16 protein-coding genes are annotated in these 15371 nt (G+C 46.0%); 8 read left to right on the top strand and 8 right to left on the bottom strand.

Going from position 1 to position 15371, the window contains the following annotated elements; translation table 11 throughout:
• Window positions 1–40 precede the first annotated feature (40 nt).
• The 5 genes from Q1A86_RS18160 to def are packed head-to-tail and all read right to left on the bottom strand — an operon-like array spanning window position 41 to window position 5690.
• The gene (locus tag Q1A86_RS18160) at window positions 41–1483 is read right to left on the bottom strand and encodes a TrkH family potassium uptake protein (RefSeq protein WP_299809782.1); all 1443 of its coding nucleotides are present in this window, start codon (window positions 1481–1483) and stop codon (window positions 41–43) included.
• 20 nt (window positions 1484–1503) lie between these two features.
• Window positions 1504–2913: a Trk system potassium transporter TrkA gene (gene trkA, locus Q1A86_RS18155; RefSeq protein ID WP_299809779.1), complete on the bottom strand. Its 1410-nt coding sequence runs from the start codon at window positions 2911–2913 to the stop codon at window positions 1504–1506.
• Window positions 2914–2920: 7 nt separating this feature from the next.
• Window positions 2921–4201 carry a 16S rRNA (cytosine(967)-C(5))-methyltransferase RsmB gene (gene rsmB / locus Q1A86_RS18150; RefSeq protein ID WP_299809777.1) on the bottom strand — a complete coding sequence of 427 codons (1281 nt, stop codon included), beginning with the start codon at window positions 4199–4201 and terminating at the stop codon, window positions 2921–2923.
• 6 nt (window positions 4202–4207) lie between these two features.
• Entirely contained in the window at window positions 4208–5173 is a 966-nt protein-coding gene (fmt, locus tag Q1A86_RS18145) for a methionyl-tRNA formyltransferase (protein ID WP_299809775.1), read from the bottom strand.
• Window positions 5174–5177: 4 nt separating this feature from the next.
• Window positions 5178–5690, bottom strand: a complete 513-nt coding sequence (def, locus tag Q1A86_RS18140; RefSeq protein ID WP_299809773.1) for a peptide deformylase — start codon at window positions 5688–5690, stop codon at window positions 5178–5180.
• A 136-nt stretch (window positions 5691–5826) separates the two neighbouring features.
• Here def and Q1A86_RS18135 point away from each other — a divergent pair, with 136 nt between their 5' ends.
• The 3 genes from Q1A86_RS18135 to Q1A86_RS18125 all read left to right on the top strand — a co-directional run bounded on the left by Q1A86_RS18135 (window position 5827) and on the right by Q1A86_RS18125 (window position 8577).
• On the top strand, window positions 5827–6927 hold the full coding sequence (locus tag Q1A86_RS18135) for a LysM peptidoglycan-binding domain-containing protein (RefSeq protein ID WP_299809771.1): 1101 nt from the start codon (window positions 5827–5829) through the stop codon (window positions 6925–6927).
• Window positions 6928–7081: 154 nt separating this feature from the next.
• The gene (dprA, locus tag Q1A86_RS18130; RefSeq protein ID WP_299809769.1) at window positions 7082–8101 is read left to right on the top strand and encodes a DNA-processing protein DprA; all 1020 of its coding nucleotides are present in this window, start codon (window positions 7082–7084) and stop codon (window positions 8099–8101) included.
• 2 nt (window positions 8102–8103) lie between these two features.
• Window positions 8104–8577 carry a DUF494 family protein gene (locus Q1A86_RS18125; RefSeq protein ID WP_299809767.1) on the top strand — a complete coding sequence of 158 codons (474 nt, stop codon included), beginning with the start codon at window positions 8104–8106 and terminating at the stop codon, window positions 8575–8577.
• Window positions 8578–8732: 155 nt separating this feature from the next.
• Here the strand turns inward: Q1A86_RS18125 and Q1A86_RS18120 are convergent, their stop codons facing one another.
• Window positions 8733–10505: a collagenase gene (locus tag Q1A86_RS18120; protein WP_299809764.1), complete on the bottom strand. Its 1773-nt coding sequence runs from the start codon at window positions 10503–10505 to the stop codon at window positions 8733–8735.
• A gap of 136 nt (window positions 10506–10641) precedes the next feature.
• Between Q1A86_RS18120 and Q1A86_RS18115 the strand changes: the two genes are divergently transcribed.
• The 3 genes from Q1A86_RS18115 to hemF all read left to right on the top strand — a co-directional run bounded on the left by Q1A86_RS18115 (window position 10642) and on the right by hemF (window position 12793).
• Window positions 10642–11205, top strand: coding sequence for a topoisomerase DNA-binding C4 zinc finger domain-containing protein (locus Q1A86_RS18115; protein ID WP_299809762.1), 564 nt, complete (start codon window positions 10642–10644; stop codon window positions 11203–11205).
• An 85-nt stretch (window positions 11206–11290) separates the two neighbouring features.
• Window positions 11291–11854, top strand: a complete 564-nt coding sequence (locus Q1A86_RS18110) for an L-threonylcarbamoyladenylate synthase (RefSeq protein WP_299809760.1) — start codon at window positions 11291–11293, stop codon at window positions 11852–11854.
• A 24-nt stretch (window positions 11855–11878) separates the two neighbouring features.
• Entirely contained in the window at window positions 11879–12793 is a 915-nt protein-coding gene (gene hemF / locus Q1A86_RS18105) for an oxygen-dependent coproporphyrinogen oxidase (RefSeq protein WP_299809758.1), read from the top strand.
• A 53-nt stretch (window positions 12794–12846) separates the two neighbouring features.
• On the opposite strand, the gene Q1A86_RS18100 is transcribed toward hemF, so the two are convergent.
• Window positions 12847–13281: a group II truncated hemoglobin gene (locus Q1A86_RS18100; protein ID WP_299809756.1), complete on the bottom strand. Its 435-nt coding sequence runs from the start codon at window positions 13279–13281 to the stop codon at window positions 12847–12849.
• A 184-nt stretch (window positions 13282–13465) separates the two neighbouring features.
• Between Q1A86_RS18100 and aroE the strand changes: the two genes are divergently transcribed.
• Together aroE and Q1A86_RS18090 are read left to right on the top strand one after the other, a co-directional pair.
• Window positions 13466–14281, top strand: a complete 816-nt coding sequence (aroE, locus tag Q1A86_RS18095; RefSeq protein ID WP_299809754.1) for a shikimate dehydrogenase — start codon at window positions 13466–13468, stop codon at window positions 14279–14281.
• Between the two features lie 12 nt (window positions 14282–14293).
• Window positions 14294–14572, top strand: a complete 279-nt coding sequence (locus tag Q1A86_RS18090; RefSeq protein ID WP_299809752.1) for a DUF1488 domain-containing protein — start codon at window positions 14294–14296, stop codon at window positions 14570–14572.
• A gap of 35 nt (window positions 14573–14607) precedes the next feature.
• Here the strand turns inward: Q1A86_RS18090 and Q1A86_RS18085 are convergent, their stop codons facing one another.
• The gene (locus Q1A86_RS18085) at window positions 14608–15165 is read right to left on the bottom strand and encodes a gamma carbonic anhydrase family protein (protein WP_299809750.1); all 558 of its coding nucleotides are present in this window, start codon (window positions 15163–15165) and stop codon (window positions 14608–14610) included.
• Window positions 15166–15371: the final 206 nt, after the last annotated feature.

The raw sequence follows: 15371 nt of genomic DNA, 5'->3' as shown, positions 1-15371 counted from the left end.
AAGCCGCACTTGATGCGGCTTTTTTGTATCTAAATTAGGCCTAGTACTTCCAGAAGCTTGGATGGAACAACACCGCGACTGTTAAGATCTCTAATCGGCCTAGTAACATGCCTATCGCTAATGCCCATTTGGCCACATCGGGTAGAGTTGAGAAGTTACCGGCAGGACCTATGGTATCGCCTAATCCTGGGCCAACATTGGTGACAGCGGTAATGGCGCCAGTAAAGCTGGTTACAGGATCTAATCCTGTTAGCACCAAGATGATGGATAGCAGCACAATCACTAGTACAAATAGCAGGATAAAGGTGACGAGTGAACGGACGATATCGCCGCGAATAATGTGGTTGTTATAGCGTTCTTTGAACACGCCATTAGGGTGGAATTGCTGCTTAAGCTGCTCGCGCATAATCACGCCAGCAATTTGAAAGCGGAAGATTTTGATACCGCCAGAGGTTGACCCTGAGCAGCTACCAACAAACATCAGAAATAGAAACGCAATATTCGCCAGTGCGCCCCAAGCTGAGTAATCGGTAAGACCGTAGCCCGTGGTTGTTACTACTGAAACAACATTAAAGCTGGCCAAGCGTAGCGCATCTAAAGCTGCTATCTCTCTGCTGCTCCAAAGCCATAAGGCGAGTGCACAAGAAACGAAAACTACAAACTTGAGAAAGCCTTTTACCTGAGCGTCGTTCCACACTTTTACTGAGCGTTGCTGCACCATGTAGACGAACATCAGCAAGGGCAATCCACCTGCGAGCATAAAGATAGTACCTACCCAGTGAGCCTCATTGGAAAAAGCCGCCATGGATTGATCTGAGGTGGAGTAGCCGCCCGTTGATAGAGTTGTCATGGCATGGTTTATAGCTTGGAACCAGTTCATGCCGCTACCGTGATATGCCAAAAAGCACAGGAAGGTGAGTAGGCAATAAACGATAAATAGGTTCTTTGCCATGTGCTGGGTGCGCGGGGTTGTTTTGTCGCTCCAGTCAGAAGATTCGGTTCTAAATAGCCGCATACCACCGACGTTTAAAAAGGGCAGCACGGCTACAGCCATCACGATAAAGCCTATCCCGCCTAGCCATTGTAGCAGTGAACGCCAGATCAGAATGCTGTGATCCATGCCGTCGAGCCCTGATAGCACAGTCGAGCCGGTGGTGGTGATCCCCGACATGGTTTCGAAGAAGGCGTCGGTATAGTTGATACCGTGATACAGAGTGAAGGGCATGGCGGCAAACAGGCTGACGATAAGCCATGTGAGGCAGGTCAGCAGAAACATATCTCGAATGTTGAGATGGAGTTTACGGCTCTGGCCTTGATGCATACAAAAGCTGGCAGCGCTAGCCGTAACTAGCGATGAAATCATGAATGCACCAACAGTCTCTTCGCCATAATAGAGGGCGAAGGCTCCGGGAATTAACATAAACGCGGTCAGCGTCGATAGGAAAATTCCCAGAATAAACAGTAGAGGACGATAGTTCAGCACTATTCCGCTCCTGAAGGTTTTTAAAAGAAGAAAGCGCTCGGTTGGAACAGTTTCTCGACTTCACCAATAAACTTCTTGTTTACTAAGAAGAGAATGACGTGATCGCCTTGCTCGATAACTGTTTTATCGTGAGCCATCAGCACTTCTTCATCACGCACAATGGCACCAATGGTAGTACCTGGTGGCAGTTTGATTTCGCTGACCTGCTTGCCAACAACTTTAGATGTATTGGAGTCACCGTGAGCAATTGCTTCGATGGCCTCCGCAGCGCCGCGACGCAGTGAGTAAACGTTACAAATATCACCTTGGCGAATATGGGTCAGCAGTGCCGATATTGTTGCTTGCTGAGGTGAAATCGCAATATCGATATTGGCCTCTTGCACAATATCAACATAAGCTTCACGCTGGATCAGTACCATGACTTTCTTCGCGCCCATACGCTTGGCGAGCAGGGCGGCCATGATGTTGGCTTCATCGTCGTTAGTCACCGCAATAAACACATCAGTTTGGTCGATATGCTCTTCGAGTAACAACTCTTGATCCGATGCATCACCACAAAATACCGTGGTGTTTTCCAGCTTTTCAGATAGCTCTTCGGCACGTTCTTGCTTACGCTCAATCAGCTTCACCGAGTGATTGCGTTGCAACTGCTTGGCTAAGCCTAAACCGATATTACCACCACCGGCGATCATGATGTTGCGGTAGGAGTTATCTAGCTTTTGCATCTCACTCATTACAGCGCGCACATGGCGACTGTCGGCCACGAAGAAGACTTCGTCATCGGCTTCGATAATGGTGGTACCGCGCGGCATGATAGGGCGGCCTTGCCTAAAGATAGCCGCTACCCGGGTATCAATATTTGGCATGTGCTCACGTAGCGCTGCTAAGGCGTTACCCACCAGTGGGCCACCATAGTATGCGCGCACGGCGACTAGACTGAGTCTACCTTCGGCAAACTCCAGCACCTGCAGTGCGCCAGGATATTCTACTAGGCGGCCGATATAGGCGGTGACTAGCTGTTCTGGCGCAATTAATTCGTCGATGATAAAGCCACCACGAGGGCGATTTTCCGCATGCTTGGTTTCGCTGTCGATAAACAGTTTATCGCGCAGGCCTAAATACTGCTCTGAACGGATACGGGCAATCTTAGTGGGGGTACCATAAAGTGAGTAGGCAATCTGGCAGGCAGCCATATTACATTCGTCACTATTGGTGACCGCGATCAGCATGTCTGCGTCTTCGGCTCCCGCCTCTTTTAATACACTTGGGTGTGCACCATGACCCACAACCACCCTTAAATCGTACTTATCTTGCAAGGTGCGCAGGCGGTTTTTGTCGTTATCGACAATGGTGATGTCATTGTTTTCGCCAACTAAGTTTTCGGCTAATGTGCCGCCAACTTGTCCTGCACCCAAAATGATAATTTTCATTGCCGTACTAATCCTTCACTAGGCGAGCGTAATAAAAGCCGTCCATGTTGTCTTGCCCCGGAACAATCTGCCAACCGATATCGTCTGGGTTAGCTTGCTCTTCTATCGGCACTAAGGTCGCATCGGGTGTTCTGGCTAAGAAGGCACTGACTTGATCTTTGTTTTCCTGAGGCAAAATCGAACATGTTGCGTATAAGAGTGTGCCACCGGGCTTTAACCACTTCCAGCAATGATCGAAAATTTGTGACTGTAATTGTGCCAACTCTTCGATGTCATTGTTCTTTCTTAGCCACTTAATATCTGGATGACGACGAATAACACCAGTTGCCGAGCAAGGAGCATCAAGTAAAATCCGGTCAAATTTGCCGCCTTGCCACCATGAGTCAATATTGGCAGCATCGCCATGCACTAACTCAGCTTTGAGTGACAATCTATCAAGGTTTTGCTGCACACGTTCAAGACGTTTGGCGTCGAAATCGACAGCGACCAGCTTGATGTTGGGCGCAAGTTCCAGTAGGTGACAGCTTTTACCGCCAGGTGCCGCACAGGCATCAAGTACTAATTCGTCGCCTTGTGGTGCCAATAGCGTTGCCGCCCATTGAGCGGCGCCATCTTGCACGGAAGCCGCGCCAGATTCGAATCCTGGTAATTGCATCACATCGCGTGGGCTAGATAATAAAATCGAGTCTTTGCTGTTACCTGCTTGCGCTTCGATATCTAATCCAGCAAGCGCTTGTAGGTAAGTCTCTCTAGTTTGCGATTGCTGATTGTTACGCAGCCACATAGGTGGGCGTTCGTGACTCTGCTCAATAACACTTTGCCAGTTTTCAGGGTAAGCCTCTTTTAAGCGCTTAATGATCCAGGCTGGTGTGTTATAGGTTAGGGTGTCGTTGTCGGTCGATAATGGTTTTTCTTGGCGTTGAATATTACGCAAAACACCATTAACGACCTTCACTAAGCCTTCAAACTTTAGCTGACGACAGGCTTCGGCCGTTTCAGATATTGCCGCGTGGCTAGGAATACGCGTGAAGTACAGTTGATAGCAACCAATCAGCAGCAGTTGGTGCACAATGCGCTGCTTGCCTTTCATTTGCTTGCTCATACAATCACTGACTTGCTTGTCTAGTTGTGGCAAATGACGCATCACGCCATAGCAAAGCTCGGCGAGTAGCGCCTTGTCTTTACCGCTGTCGAGATGTCTTTGCTGATCCGGTAGCGCCACAGAAAGTGAGATACCTTTTTCTAGCACCTGAAAAACGACCTTAGCGGCCAAAGCTCTTAAGTTCATTAGCGATTAAGCCTCTTGATTGTCGGTGCTAGCGAGTACAGTTCCTGGGGTAAACCAGTCCGCTCTCGAGTTTAGGATGTCGGCAACACTTAATGGTTTCTTACCTGGTAGTTGCATCTGGGTGATGGTTAATACGCCTTCACCTGTAGCAATGCTGATACCGGTTTTATCTGTCGACAAAATGGTGCCCGGTTGCTGTGAGCTGGTTTCATCACTAACAGAACTTTGCCATACCTTGATGGTATTGCCTTCATGTTCGTAGTGGCTAACAGGCCAAGGATTAAATGCACGAATTTCACGCCATAAAGCTGAAGCGGGTTTAGACCAGTCTAGACGCGCTTCCTCTTTTGATAGTTTCTCGGCGTAGTTAGCTAGGCTCTCATCTTGCTTCTCTGCTGGAAGACTGCCTTCAGCAATGCCTGCTAGTGCTTCAACAAGTGCGCTTGGACCTTGCTCTGCTAGTTTTTCATAGAGGGTTGCAGAGGTGTCAGAGTCTTCAATCGGAAGCTGAGTCTTAAGCAGCATGTCACCAGTATCTAGACCAATATCCATCTGCATGATGGTCACGCCAGTTTCACTGTCGCCGGCCCACAATGCGCGTTGGATTGGGGCTGCACCACGCCAGCGTGGCAAGATAGAACCGTGCACGTTGATACAACCTAAGCGTGGAGTATCTAGCACGACTTTAGGCAAGATAAGTCCATAAGCCACCACAACCATGATATCGGCGTTTAATGCCGCAAGTTCTGCTTGGGCGTCTTCGTCACGCAGGGATTTAGGCTGAAAAACTGCAATGTCATTTTCAAGCGCTAATGCTTTGACTGGACTCGCTTGCAGTTTTTTACCACGGCCAGCAGGTCTGTCTGGCTGGGTGTAAACTGCAATCACATTGTGCTCTGAGTCGATTAGCGCTTGAAGATGGCGTGCAGCAAAATCTGGTGTTCCTGCAAAAATGACATTTAATGGTTTCAAAAATTTATCCTTGTTTCGCTTCTAAACGAGCCGCTTTTTCGAGTTTTTGCTTGATACGTTGACGCTTTAGAGGTGATAGATAGTCAACAAACAGCTTGCCAGATAGATGGTCTAATTCATGTTGTAAACAGATAGCGAATAAGCCATCGGCTTCCAAGGTGAACTCTTTACCATCACGATCTAACGCCTTGATGGTGACGAACTCGGCGCGGTCGACTTTTGCGTAAACGCCAGGGACTGATAGGCACCCCTCTTCATTACAGAAGTCGCCACTCTTGGCGGTAATTTCAAGATTTATGAACACTTTAGGGCGCTCAACCTCATCTTGAAGGTCCATAACGATAAGTTGATGATGATAATCAACCTGTGTTGCTGCTAGGCCAATTCCCTTCTCTTCATACATAGTTTCGAACATATCATCGATTTGCGTTTGAAGAGCAGGGTTAAACTCTGTGATCGGCTTTGCAACTGTACGTAATCTTTCGTCAGGAAAGCGTAAAACTTTTAATAAACTCATACCTAAACTCTTAACAAGTCTGTCAAATTTGAGCCAGTTAGTTATACTGACTTTGGCTAATGGCTCAATTTTAGTCGTTAGCGGCATTCAATAACAGCAAAAGCTCTACTTATACTCTAATAAAAGAGCAAATAGCATGGATACCCTGATGAAACGGTTAATATTACTTGCTTCACTAATAGTTGGTTGCACCTCTGTTTTCGCTGATACTTTAACGCTAAAGTCGGGTCATCCTGATTCTTATGTGGTTCAAAAAGGCGATACGCTTTGGGATATATCTGCATCTTTTCTTAAAGATCCTTGGCGTTGGCCTAAGCTGTGGGGCGCAAACCCTCAGGTCGCTAATCCCCATTTGATTTACCCCGGAGATAGGCTGACCTTAGTCTTTATCGATGGAGAGCCTCGCTTAGTTGTTAAGCCACATGTTAGAAAGAGTCCTCAGGGGCGTATTTCGGCTAAGGATGGTGCGATTCCGGCGATAGATCTTTCTCTTATCCAGCCTTATTTGTTACAGCATCGCGTGGTCGATGCCGAATGGTTCGAACAGCAGCCTAAAGTGATGGGCGGCGAGAGCCCATCAAATTACCACGTCGTTAATGACATTATTTATGTGCAAGGTGAGCTAACAGTAGGTGATAAGTTTGGCGTCTACTTGGAAGGCCGCTCATTTAAAAATAGTGACGGTGATAACTTAGGCTTAGAAGTGATTTTATCGGCTTCAGGGCGAGTGGTTGAATCTGGCCCCATCTCTAAAGTGGAGCTGTTGAGTAGCATAAGAGAGACTGCGGCTGGTTATCGTGTGTTACCTATCGAAGACGATTTATTAATGTCGGCGTATTTTATGCCTCGTGCGGCATCGTTAACTGAGCCTGCTACCGTACTGGCTTCAGGTAAAGACATTCGTGAGATGGGTAAGCTGGATGTGGTTTACTTAGATCGTGGTGCAGTAGACGGACTCGAAACTGGGCAGGTGTTCTCAATCTTTAAAGATGGCGAAGTTGTAGTGATTGACGGTGATGGTGTACCTGTGCAGCCTCATGATCGTAATCGCTACGAGAAGATGCTCGCCAATATCTCTTCTGACAGCGCAGTTAAGATGCCGGATCTTTATCGTGGTAAATTAATGGTGTTTAAAGTCTTTGATAAAACCAGCATGGGCATAATCTTAGTTAACGAGCGGCCAGTACGAGTGGCTGACAAGTTGGCGATACCTGATTCGCTGATCCGTAGCGAGTAGACTAGAGTTAGTTATAGTTTTCTTTTGATGCAACCTTAATGGTTGCATCAACTTTTTATAGGGACAAGCTATTAACGATACACTGGTCGATTGGCTAGTTGTTTCAGCTGTATCAGGGCTAGGACCGGCTCGGATTAAACAATTAACAAATTACATGGATGTAGCCGAACTGAGGCAAAGAATAACGCATGAGCCACAAGCGTTGCCTTTACCAGAGTCGTTACTACAATCTCATCTATCTCCCGATCATGCTTTGGTTGATGCGGCCTTAGCCTGGCAGCAAGCCGAAGCACATCATCACCTTATCTGCCTTGGTGATGCTAATTATCCTCCATTGTTGAAACAGATTAACGATCCACCTCCGATACTATTTTTAAAAGGTAATGTTGATACTTTATTGTTTCCTGCCATAGCTGTCGTAGGAAGCCGTCAAGCGACTCCTGGCGGCAAGAAGATGGCGCATGAGTTAGCAACGGAATTAGCGCTAAATGGCATGGCTATTTCGAGTGGCATGGCCTTAGGGATTGATGGGGTGGCTCATCGAGCAGCAATAGAGGTTAGTAAACCTAGTATCGCCGTGTTAGGTACAGGGATTGATGTTATCTATCCCAAGCGGCATTGTGATATTTATAATGGTATTCAAGAGGATGGCTGTGTTATTTCAGCGTTTTGGCCTGAGGTGAAGCCTTTCTCTGGAAATTTTCCGAAACGAAACCGCATTATTAGCGGTCTAACTATAGGAACACTAGTGGTTGAAGCCAGCCTGAAAAGTGGTTCATTGATCACCGCGCGACTTGCTAATGAACAGGGACGAGAGGTTTTTGCCGTTCCTGGAAGCGTGCTAAGCGCTCAGAGCGAAGGTTGCCATCAACTATTGCGTGAAGGTGCTAAGTTGGTCGAAACTTTGACTGATATTTTAGAAGAAGTGAGTTCTTTATCGCGCTTTCACCTTGAAGAAGTTAAAGCGAGTCACCATATAGGGGGGGAAAGCGCCTCTGATTTGCCATTTTCCTCGCTGTTAGCTAGTGTTGGCTATGAGACCACAACAATTGATGATGTGGTCGAGCATAGTGGAAAAACCATAGAGCTAGTATTGGAGCAATTGCTTGAACTCGAGCTGCAGGGTTGGATTTCTGCAGTCCCTGGTGGTTACATAAGACTAAAGAGGAGCTAGCCATGTTTGATATCCTCATGTATTTATTTGAAAACTATGTTCATAGTGAAGTCGAATTATTAGTAGATGAAGACGAACTCACTAAAGAACTGACACGCGCTGGATTTCATCAAAGTGAAATCATTAAGGCACTCTCTTGGTTAGAGCGTTTAGCTGACCTTCAGGAAGCGGGCACGCCTTATCTCTGCAATCACGATCAGCAATCATTCCGTATTTACACTAAAGCCGAGATGGAAAAAATTGACGTCGAGAGTCGTGGTTTTTTACTGTTTCTAGAGCAGATTAAAGTGCTCAATGTCGAGACCCGTGAAATGGTCATCGACCGAGTGATGGAAATTGATGAGCCGACCTTGAACCTCGATGACCTAAAGTGGGTTATCTTGATGGTGCTATTTAATGCTCCGGGTCATGAATCAGCCTATGAGCAGATGGAAGATCTTATCTTTGAGCAGCCCGATGGTCGCTTACACTCATAATGAGCTCTATGATAAAAAGAAAGGAGGCATAGGCCTCCTTTTTTGTCTGGCGATAAATGTTCCATACATTTCTTCGCATTTCCTCTATCCATAGAGGTCAGAACACTTATGCCTATTTGCCATGGATGGAGACAAATAGGCGTTGTACCTAGAAACTAGAACTTCAAGTGGTTCTCACCGTGTGCTAAATGCTGTGGCTGCAGGTAGTCTCGGTAGTCATAACGACCTTGCTTGTGCAGTCTCGGCTTAGCTTCTTCTTCGCTATCATTAAAGCCATCAATCTGAGTATTTAACCAATTGGCAAACTCTGGTTGATGCTCTGTCAATGATGCCATCAGTTGCTCATAGCCTTCGAAGTAGTCAGTCTTAAGGTATTTGCTCAACTGTACAAAGTCGGCATGATGGTTTTCAGCAAGGAAACGAATAGCCATGTAGCTCCACTTGTAAGTTCTATCTTGGCCATCCTTATACTCGGTGGCAAAGATCTCCTCTAGTGTCGGAGCCTCTTCTATATCACGCTTAATAACGCGAAGTGCCGATGGGTTGTTATCACCCTTAGAGATGTACTCGGCTAGACCTTCAGACCACCACACCATTTTTGATGGGAAGTGACCAAAGCCAGCGTATTTCACGAAGTGACCGTCAAGGTAGTGCACATATTCATGATTCAAATTCCAAACTCTAAACTCGGGCTCAATCCACCATTGGCGATAGGCAAAGAAAGTTGCTTGGTTGCCTGGCTTGGAAGGCGTTCCTTCGATATACATGCCACCGTTATCGGTGTTGATGTCGAAGATAAGCTGGCCGTTTAAGTGGTATTGACTCCAGTTCTTAAAGGCGACGACCCTAAGGGCGGTATTAAAGTCATTCGGCGCTGGCTTGAGTTCTGTCTCTAACACGTTATGGAAGTTAGACTCTTGAGAGGTTAGCTTGGTGCAGCTCTCTGCCAATTCTTGTTCGTTTAGATCTTGCGTCAATATGAATAGGCTGTCAGAACAATGATGTTCAATCGGTAGGGCTGCTTTTAGCTCTGGAATACGGCATATCTCACTATTTTCTTCACACAGCTCCTGACCACCAAATACGTTTACATGAAAGCCTGCGGTATAAGCATCTTTCGCGGTATCGCCACGGAGAGCTACGTCGGCTTTAGCTATTGCAGCTACGGCCTCATCAACGGCAAGCTCTTGCTCGGTTTCTTCGCCATCTTCTGATGACGGAAGGGCTAAGCGGTAAAGCGCTAATGCCCAATATGCATTGGTACGTGGCCAATCATTTTCAGCACGAATACTTGCAGGATTTGCTGCAAACTCGAGTAGTGGGGTGTTGATTTCAGCGTCTAGTAAGACCTTGTTAAGCTCGCCATCAACGTCTTTACGGCTCTTATTTAGTAGGAAGCCATAGGCTTTAAGTGTTTCTAGTAGCGCATAGTCATTGCTAGTGTTGGGAGTTGATGTTGCTAGTTGCTTTAGTTGTACATCTAACTGAGGCAATAACGGAGCTAGGGCTTGAGCTACATCGTTATCTGCAAAGTAACGGTATAGGGTGACTGCGAACTGCTCTTGCATGCGTGCTTGATTATTGAGTAGGCCTGAGTCACTAAGTTCCTCAAGTGCTACTGCTAACGCGGAGGTATCTGCATCGGTAAGCTCATCCACTGGGCCGTAATAGCTAAAGGCGCGGAAATAATAGAGCAGCTGATTAGCCGCTTCGACATTCTGAGTCGTGCCAAGCGCGAGACTAGCTTGTAAAAAAGTCTCTGTTGTTAGTAGTGGGCTTTTGGCATCAAACAGCTCAGTCTCTGATGCTGCACTGATCTGTTGAATGGTTTGTGGGTTGATAGCTTGTTGCTCCACACTGGCACAGCCCGAGAGAGAGGCGAGCATACCCGCTATAATAGTTGTAGCGAACTTTGAGGGTGTATTCATTTTTATCCCTTTATTTTTATTCCTTTGATTTATTGAATACAATATATCATTGCTTTTTACTAAATTCTAACATTGGAATATAAAACTTAGGCTATTCCTTGGTAGAATAGCGCGATATAGATGAACTGAGACAATCATGGCCAAAATAGATCAGCAACTGTTTACTACGCACGAGCACGCTCTTGAGAAAGAGTTTGAGCTTTGCCCAAAGTGTGGCTGCGAGTTGTCGGTAAAGCACAGTAAGCACGGTGGTTTTATTGGGTGTAATAACTATCCAAGTTGCGATTACACGCGACCGTTGGTTCAGCACGAGTCGATAGAGACTCAAGTTATTGAGGGGTCCGTTTGCCCTGACTGTGGCAATGAGCTGGCAGTTAAGTCGGGCCGGTTTGGTATTTTCATCGGTTGTACTAACTACCCTGCATGCAGCCATATAGAGAAGCATGATCAGAGCGATAGTAAAGATGAGATCGCTTGCCCTAAGTGCAAAACGGGCCATATAGAGCATAGAACCAGCCGTTTTGGTAAGTCTTTCTATGCCTGTAGTGCATACCCAAAGTGTAAGTTCTTAGTCAACTACCCACCAAGGGCTGAAGCTTGCCCTGATTGTGGTTTTGGCATCTTGGTTGAACGTAAGGGAGCCGCGGGAATACGCTTAGAGTGCCCTGAGAAAGCGTGTAAATATAAACGCCCAGTTTAAAAATCATATTAACTTTAACTAATGTCGCTTTTAAGTAATGATAGCGGCAGACATTGTGCTGTTTATATAAGGTGAAGAGAGACAGATGTTACAAGTATTGCCAGCTGATGTGGCCGAGTTAGTCGAGCAAGGCGGAGTGATAGCCTACCCAACCGAAGCGGTTTATGGTTTAGGTTGCGATCCAGATAACGATGAAGCCATTAATCAGTTACTGCAGATAAAGCAGCGCCCTTGGCAGAAAGGACTCATTCTGGTTGCGGGTGATTATCAGCAACTATTACCTTATATCGACGAGTCCCAATTAAGCGCAGAGCAGTTGGCATTTGCTCAGAGTAAATGGCCGGGCCCCTTTACCTTTATCATGCCGATTAAGCCAGGGCTGTCTAAGTTACTCTGTGGCACCTTTGATTCGATAGCGGTGCGAGTCACTGCTCATGAAGGCGTAAAGGCACTATGTGCCGCAATCAATAAACCCATAGTTTCAACTAGCGCAAATTTATCAGGACAAGATCCTGCCTTGACGTCATTGGCAGTGAAGCAGCAATTTGAAGGTATTATTTCTGGATTGGTGACGGGGGAGCTGGGTAGTCAGGCATCACCGTCTACGATTATCGATGCCAGAAGTGGAAAAATTATAAGAGAAGGTTAATCAGCCTACATCAAAAGGAATAATATGAGCACACCAGATTCAACACTAGTAAAAGCTTTTTTACTCGATCTTCAAAATCGAATTTGTAATGGTCTCGAAGCATTGGATGGCGCTGCACAATTTGCGGAAGATGCTTGGAAGCGCGAAGAAGGCGGCGGTGGCCAAAGCCGTGTGTTGACGGGCGGTGCTGTATTTGAACAAGCTGGAGTAAATTTTTCCCACGTGATGGGCGCTTCAATGCCCGCATCGGCGACGGCGCATCGTCCAGAGCTTGCTGGCCGCAGTTTCGAGGCCATGGGAGTGTCTTTAGTGATTCACCCTAAAAACCCCCATGTTCCAACGACACACGCCAATGTACGCTTCTTTATTGCTCATAAAGAGGGGGCCAATCCAGTATGGTGGTTTGGTGGTGGTTTTGACTTAACGCCATACTATCCGTATTTAGAAGATGTAGTTGAGTGGCACCAGAGTGCTAAGTCTTTATGTGAGCCATTTGGTGAAGAGGTTTACCCTAAGTATAAGCAGTGGTGTGATGAATACTTCTGGTTACCGCATCGTAATGAGACGCGAGGTGTTGGTGGGCTGTTCTTCGATGATCTCAATAAGCAGGGCTTCGATCAGAGTTTTGCCTTTATGCAAGCAGTGGCTAATGGCTTCTTAACGGCGTACGCACCGATCGTTGAGCGTCGTAAAGAGACTGAATATAGTGAACATGAACGCCAGTTCCAGTTGTATCGTCGTGGTCGCTATGTTGAATTTAATTTGGTTTACGACCGTGGCACACTGTTTGGCCTACAAACTGGTGGCCGCACAGAATCGATATTGATGTCTATGCCACCATTAGTACGTTGGGAATATGCCTATACACCAGAAGCTGGTAGCCCAGAGGCACAGCTTTATAGTGATTTTCTAAAGCCAAGAGACTGGCTAAACCTTTAACGCTCTTCATTACAAGCATAGTCATATAAGGGGACCAATAATGTGTTTAAACGTTATTGGTTTCGCATATGATCCGCTAGCGAAGCGATTGCACTATATATAGCTTGTTGATGCTGTGGCTCTGATACTTCTATCTCTATCGCTGCCTTCATACATAACAACCATTGATCACGCATCGTTTCATCGACTTTAAATGGCATGTGTCTGGCCCGCAGTGCCGGGTGGCCATGTTTTTGTTGATATAACTGCGGCCCACCAAGCCAACCACTTAGAAATTCAAATAACTTTTGTTCAGATTCCTCAATTGGCGCTTTATGAATCGACAATAACGCTTGTGTCGCTTCATTGCTCTGCATTTGCAAATAAAACTGATGGGCAATTGCGCGAATGACCTTCTCTCCACCGATACGATCATAGGCATTGGATTGGTTTGGATCTCTGTCTTTCTTAGGTTGGACCTTGCCAACAAGCTTGTTTAACCAGTTCATTTCGCTTCTTCTACGACTTCTCATCATGACTTGGCAAACAGTGTAGCAAGCCTATGAGTAAATTTATCTAGCAATTTGAGTAAGTCACAATAGAAAACGGAGCTGAAAATAACTCGGGTAGAATAGATTGCCTGAGAGTTAATCCGCGTTACACTAAGGTTTTAACCCGCATAGAGTTGCAAACATGACTGAACGATACGCAGTATTCGGTAACCCCATCGCACACAGTAAATCCCCTAAGATACATACCATGTTTGCCAAAGAAACGGCTCAATCTTTAAGTTATGAGGCTATCTTAGCGCCGATTGATGCATTTGAAGCGACATTCAAAGAGTTTGTGGCTAATAAGGGTTATGGAGCCAATGTTACCGTGCCCTTTAAAGAACAAGCATTTGCTCTGTGTGACGAACTTAGCGAGCTGGCGCAGCTTGCTGGGGCGGTGAATACCTTATCGGTGCAGGTTGACGGTAAGATTAGAGGTGATAACACAGATGGTTTAGGTTTAGTTGCCGATCTGCAGCGAAACTTCGGGTGTCTTGCTGGGCTCAATGTTCTCCTTGTCGGAGCCGGTGGCGCTGCAAGAGGCTGTATACTGCCATTATTGCAGGCAGGAATTGCTAAGCTGACAATCGTTAACCGAACGCAGGCTAAGGCTGAGGCTCTAGCTGAACTCTTTGCTGGCTACGGTGATGTAGACTCTTTAGCGATAAGCCATTCGGGCAAAAGCTACGACATGATTATAAACTCCACCTCTTCTAGCCTAAGCGGTGAAGTCCCAAATATAAACAGCGATACTATTAATGGTAAGACTGTTTGCTACGATATGATGTATGGCAAACAGCCAACGGCATTTAATGTGTGGGCCAAAGCGCAGGGGGCTAACCAGACCGTAGATGGTTTAGGTATGCTGGTGGGACAAGCGGCAGAAAGCTTTAATATATGGCGTAAGGTAAAGCCAAGTGTTGAGTCTGTATTAATTCAGCTTCGGGCCGAACTCTAAATTGAGATAGAAATGAATCAAAGTATTTTATTTCCCGATCTACAAGATTGGGACTCACAAACACAAAGAGTGGTTTTTCCTGTTCAGGTACAAGGTGCCAATATCGAATGTTGTATCAGTTTGTCAAAGCTAGCATCTTTATCATCGACGACAATCAATCCAGGCGAACAAGGTATCGGGATTAAAGCACTCGCCTTATTTGATGAATATCGATTTGATATAGAAGAAGAGGTAGAAGCGCTCATCGAACAAGAGAAATTCGATGAGCAAGGAAGAGTCGTGCTTCTATAAGCTTTACTGGTAGAAAGCTATATTGCTAAGAGCTTCTATTGTCCTTCTTGCAAATACTCGTTCTTAAGTCTGACATAGTTATCAGCTGATTGAGGCAGGAAAGCAAGTTCTGCTTCCGTTAACGGACGCGCTTGTTTAGCAGGGCTGCCTACATAAAGGTAGCCACTCTTTAAGATTTTTCCTGGTGGCACTAATGAGCCCGCCCCCAAGATCACATCATCTTCTAATATGGCTCCATCAAGAATGATTGCGCCCATACCGACTAAAATACGATTACCGACTTTGCACCCATGTAGCATCGCCTTGTGTCCAATGGTCACATCATCACCAATGATCAAAGGATGGCCTTCGGGCAACGACGGCGATTTTCGGGTGACATGTAAAACTGTACCGTCTTGGATATTGGAACGCTTACCTATATAGATATGATTTACATCACCACGTGCGGCAACTAAAGGCCAAACACTAGAGTCATCATCTAAGGTTATGTCGCCAACAAGTACACAGTCCTGATCGACATAAACATCGTTCTTAAGCGCTGGAACTATGCCCTTATATGAGCGCAGTGACTTATTGTTTCTCGAGCTAGTCATGTAAAAGTCCTTAAAATGGCATTTTTTTGCATTATAAAGCCTAAAAAGTAGCTCGTCAGTGGGTTTTGTAGGCAAGTAGTAATAAAACTAACGTTTTATTACTACTTGCCCTTGCGCTTTAGTCTTACATCCCTATAATGCGCATCCACTGACACGGCACAGCAGGCCAACTAGACTAATGTTTGAGATTAGAAATAGTCGTAAAC

It is taken from the genome of uncultured Shewanella sp. (genome assembly GCF_947497935.1).
Taxonomy (GTDB): Bacteria; Pseudomonadota; Gammaproteobacteria; order Enterobacterales; family Shewanellaceae; genus Shewanella.
The sequence above is the reverse complement of the archived record's forward strand: the minus strand, read 5'-3'. Positions and strand labels throughout refer to the sequence as shown.

What these genes read in the sequence shown, in the direction of transcription:
- trkA (WP_299809779.1), bottom strand. Translation starts at nt 2,913, where the DNA reads ATGAAAATTATCATTTTGGGTGCAGGACAAGTTGGCGGCACATTAGCC.
- rsmB (WP_299809777.1), bottom strand. Translation starts at nt 4,201, where the DNA reads ATGAACTTAAGAGCTTTGGCCGCTAAGGTCGTTTTTCAGGTGCTAGAA.
- def (WP_299809773.1), bottom strand. Translation starts at nt 5,690, where the DNA reads ATGAGTTTATTAAAAGTTTTACGCTTTCCTGACGAAAGATTACGTACA.
- Q1A86_RS18135 (WP_299809771.1), top strand. Translation starts at nt 5,827, where the DNA reads ATGGATACCCTGATGAAACGGTTAATATTACTTGCTTCACTAATAGTT.
- dprA (WP_299809769.1), top strand. Translation starts at nt 7,082, where the DNA reads ATGGATGTAGCCGAACTGAGGCAAAGAATAACGCATGAGCCACAAGCG.
- Q1A86_RS18125 (WP_299809767.1), top strand. Translation starts at nt 8,104, where the DNA reads ATGTTTGATATCCTCATGTATTTATTTGAAAACTATGTTCATAGTGAA.
- Q1A86_RS18120 (WP_299809764.1), bottom strand. Translation starts at nt 10,505, where the DNA reads ATGAATACACCCTCAAAGTTCGCTACAACTATTATAGCGGGTATGCTC.
- Q1A86_RS18115 (WP_299809762.1), top strand. Translation starts at nt 10,642, where the DNA reads ATGGCCAAAATAGATCAGCAACTGTTTACTACGCACGAGCACGCTCTT.
- Q1A86_RS18110 (WP_299809760.1), top strand. Translation starts at nt 11,291, where the DNA reads ATGTTACAAGTATTGCCAGCTGATGTGGCCGAGTTAGTCGAGCAAGGC.
- hemF (WP_299809758.1), top strand. Translation starts at nt 11,879, where the DNA reads ATGAGCACACCAGATTCAACACTAGTAAAAGCTTTTTTACTCGATCTT.
- Q1A86_RS18100 (WP_299809756.1), bottom strand. Translation starts at nt 13,281, where the DNA reads ATGAACTGGTTAAACAAGCTTGTTGGCAAGGTCCAACCTAAGAAAGAC.
- aroE (WP_299809754.1), top strand. Translation starts at nt 13,466, where the DNA reads ATGACTGAACGATACGCAGTATTCGGTAACCCCATCGCACACAGTAAA.
- Q1A86_RS18090 (WP_299809752.1), top strand. Translation starts at nt 14,294, where the DNA reads ATGAATCAAAGTATTTTATTTCCCGATCTACAAGATTGGGACTCACAA.
- Q1A86_RS18085 (WP_299809750.1), bottom strand. Translation starts at nt 15,165, where the DNA reads ATGACTAGCTCGAGAAACAATAAGTCACTGCGCTCATATAAGGGCATA.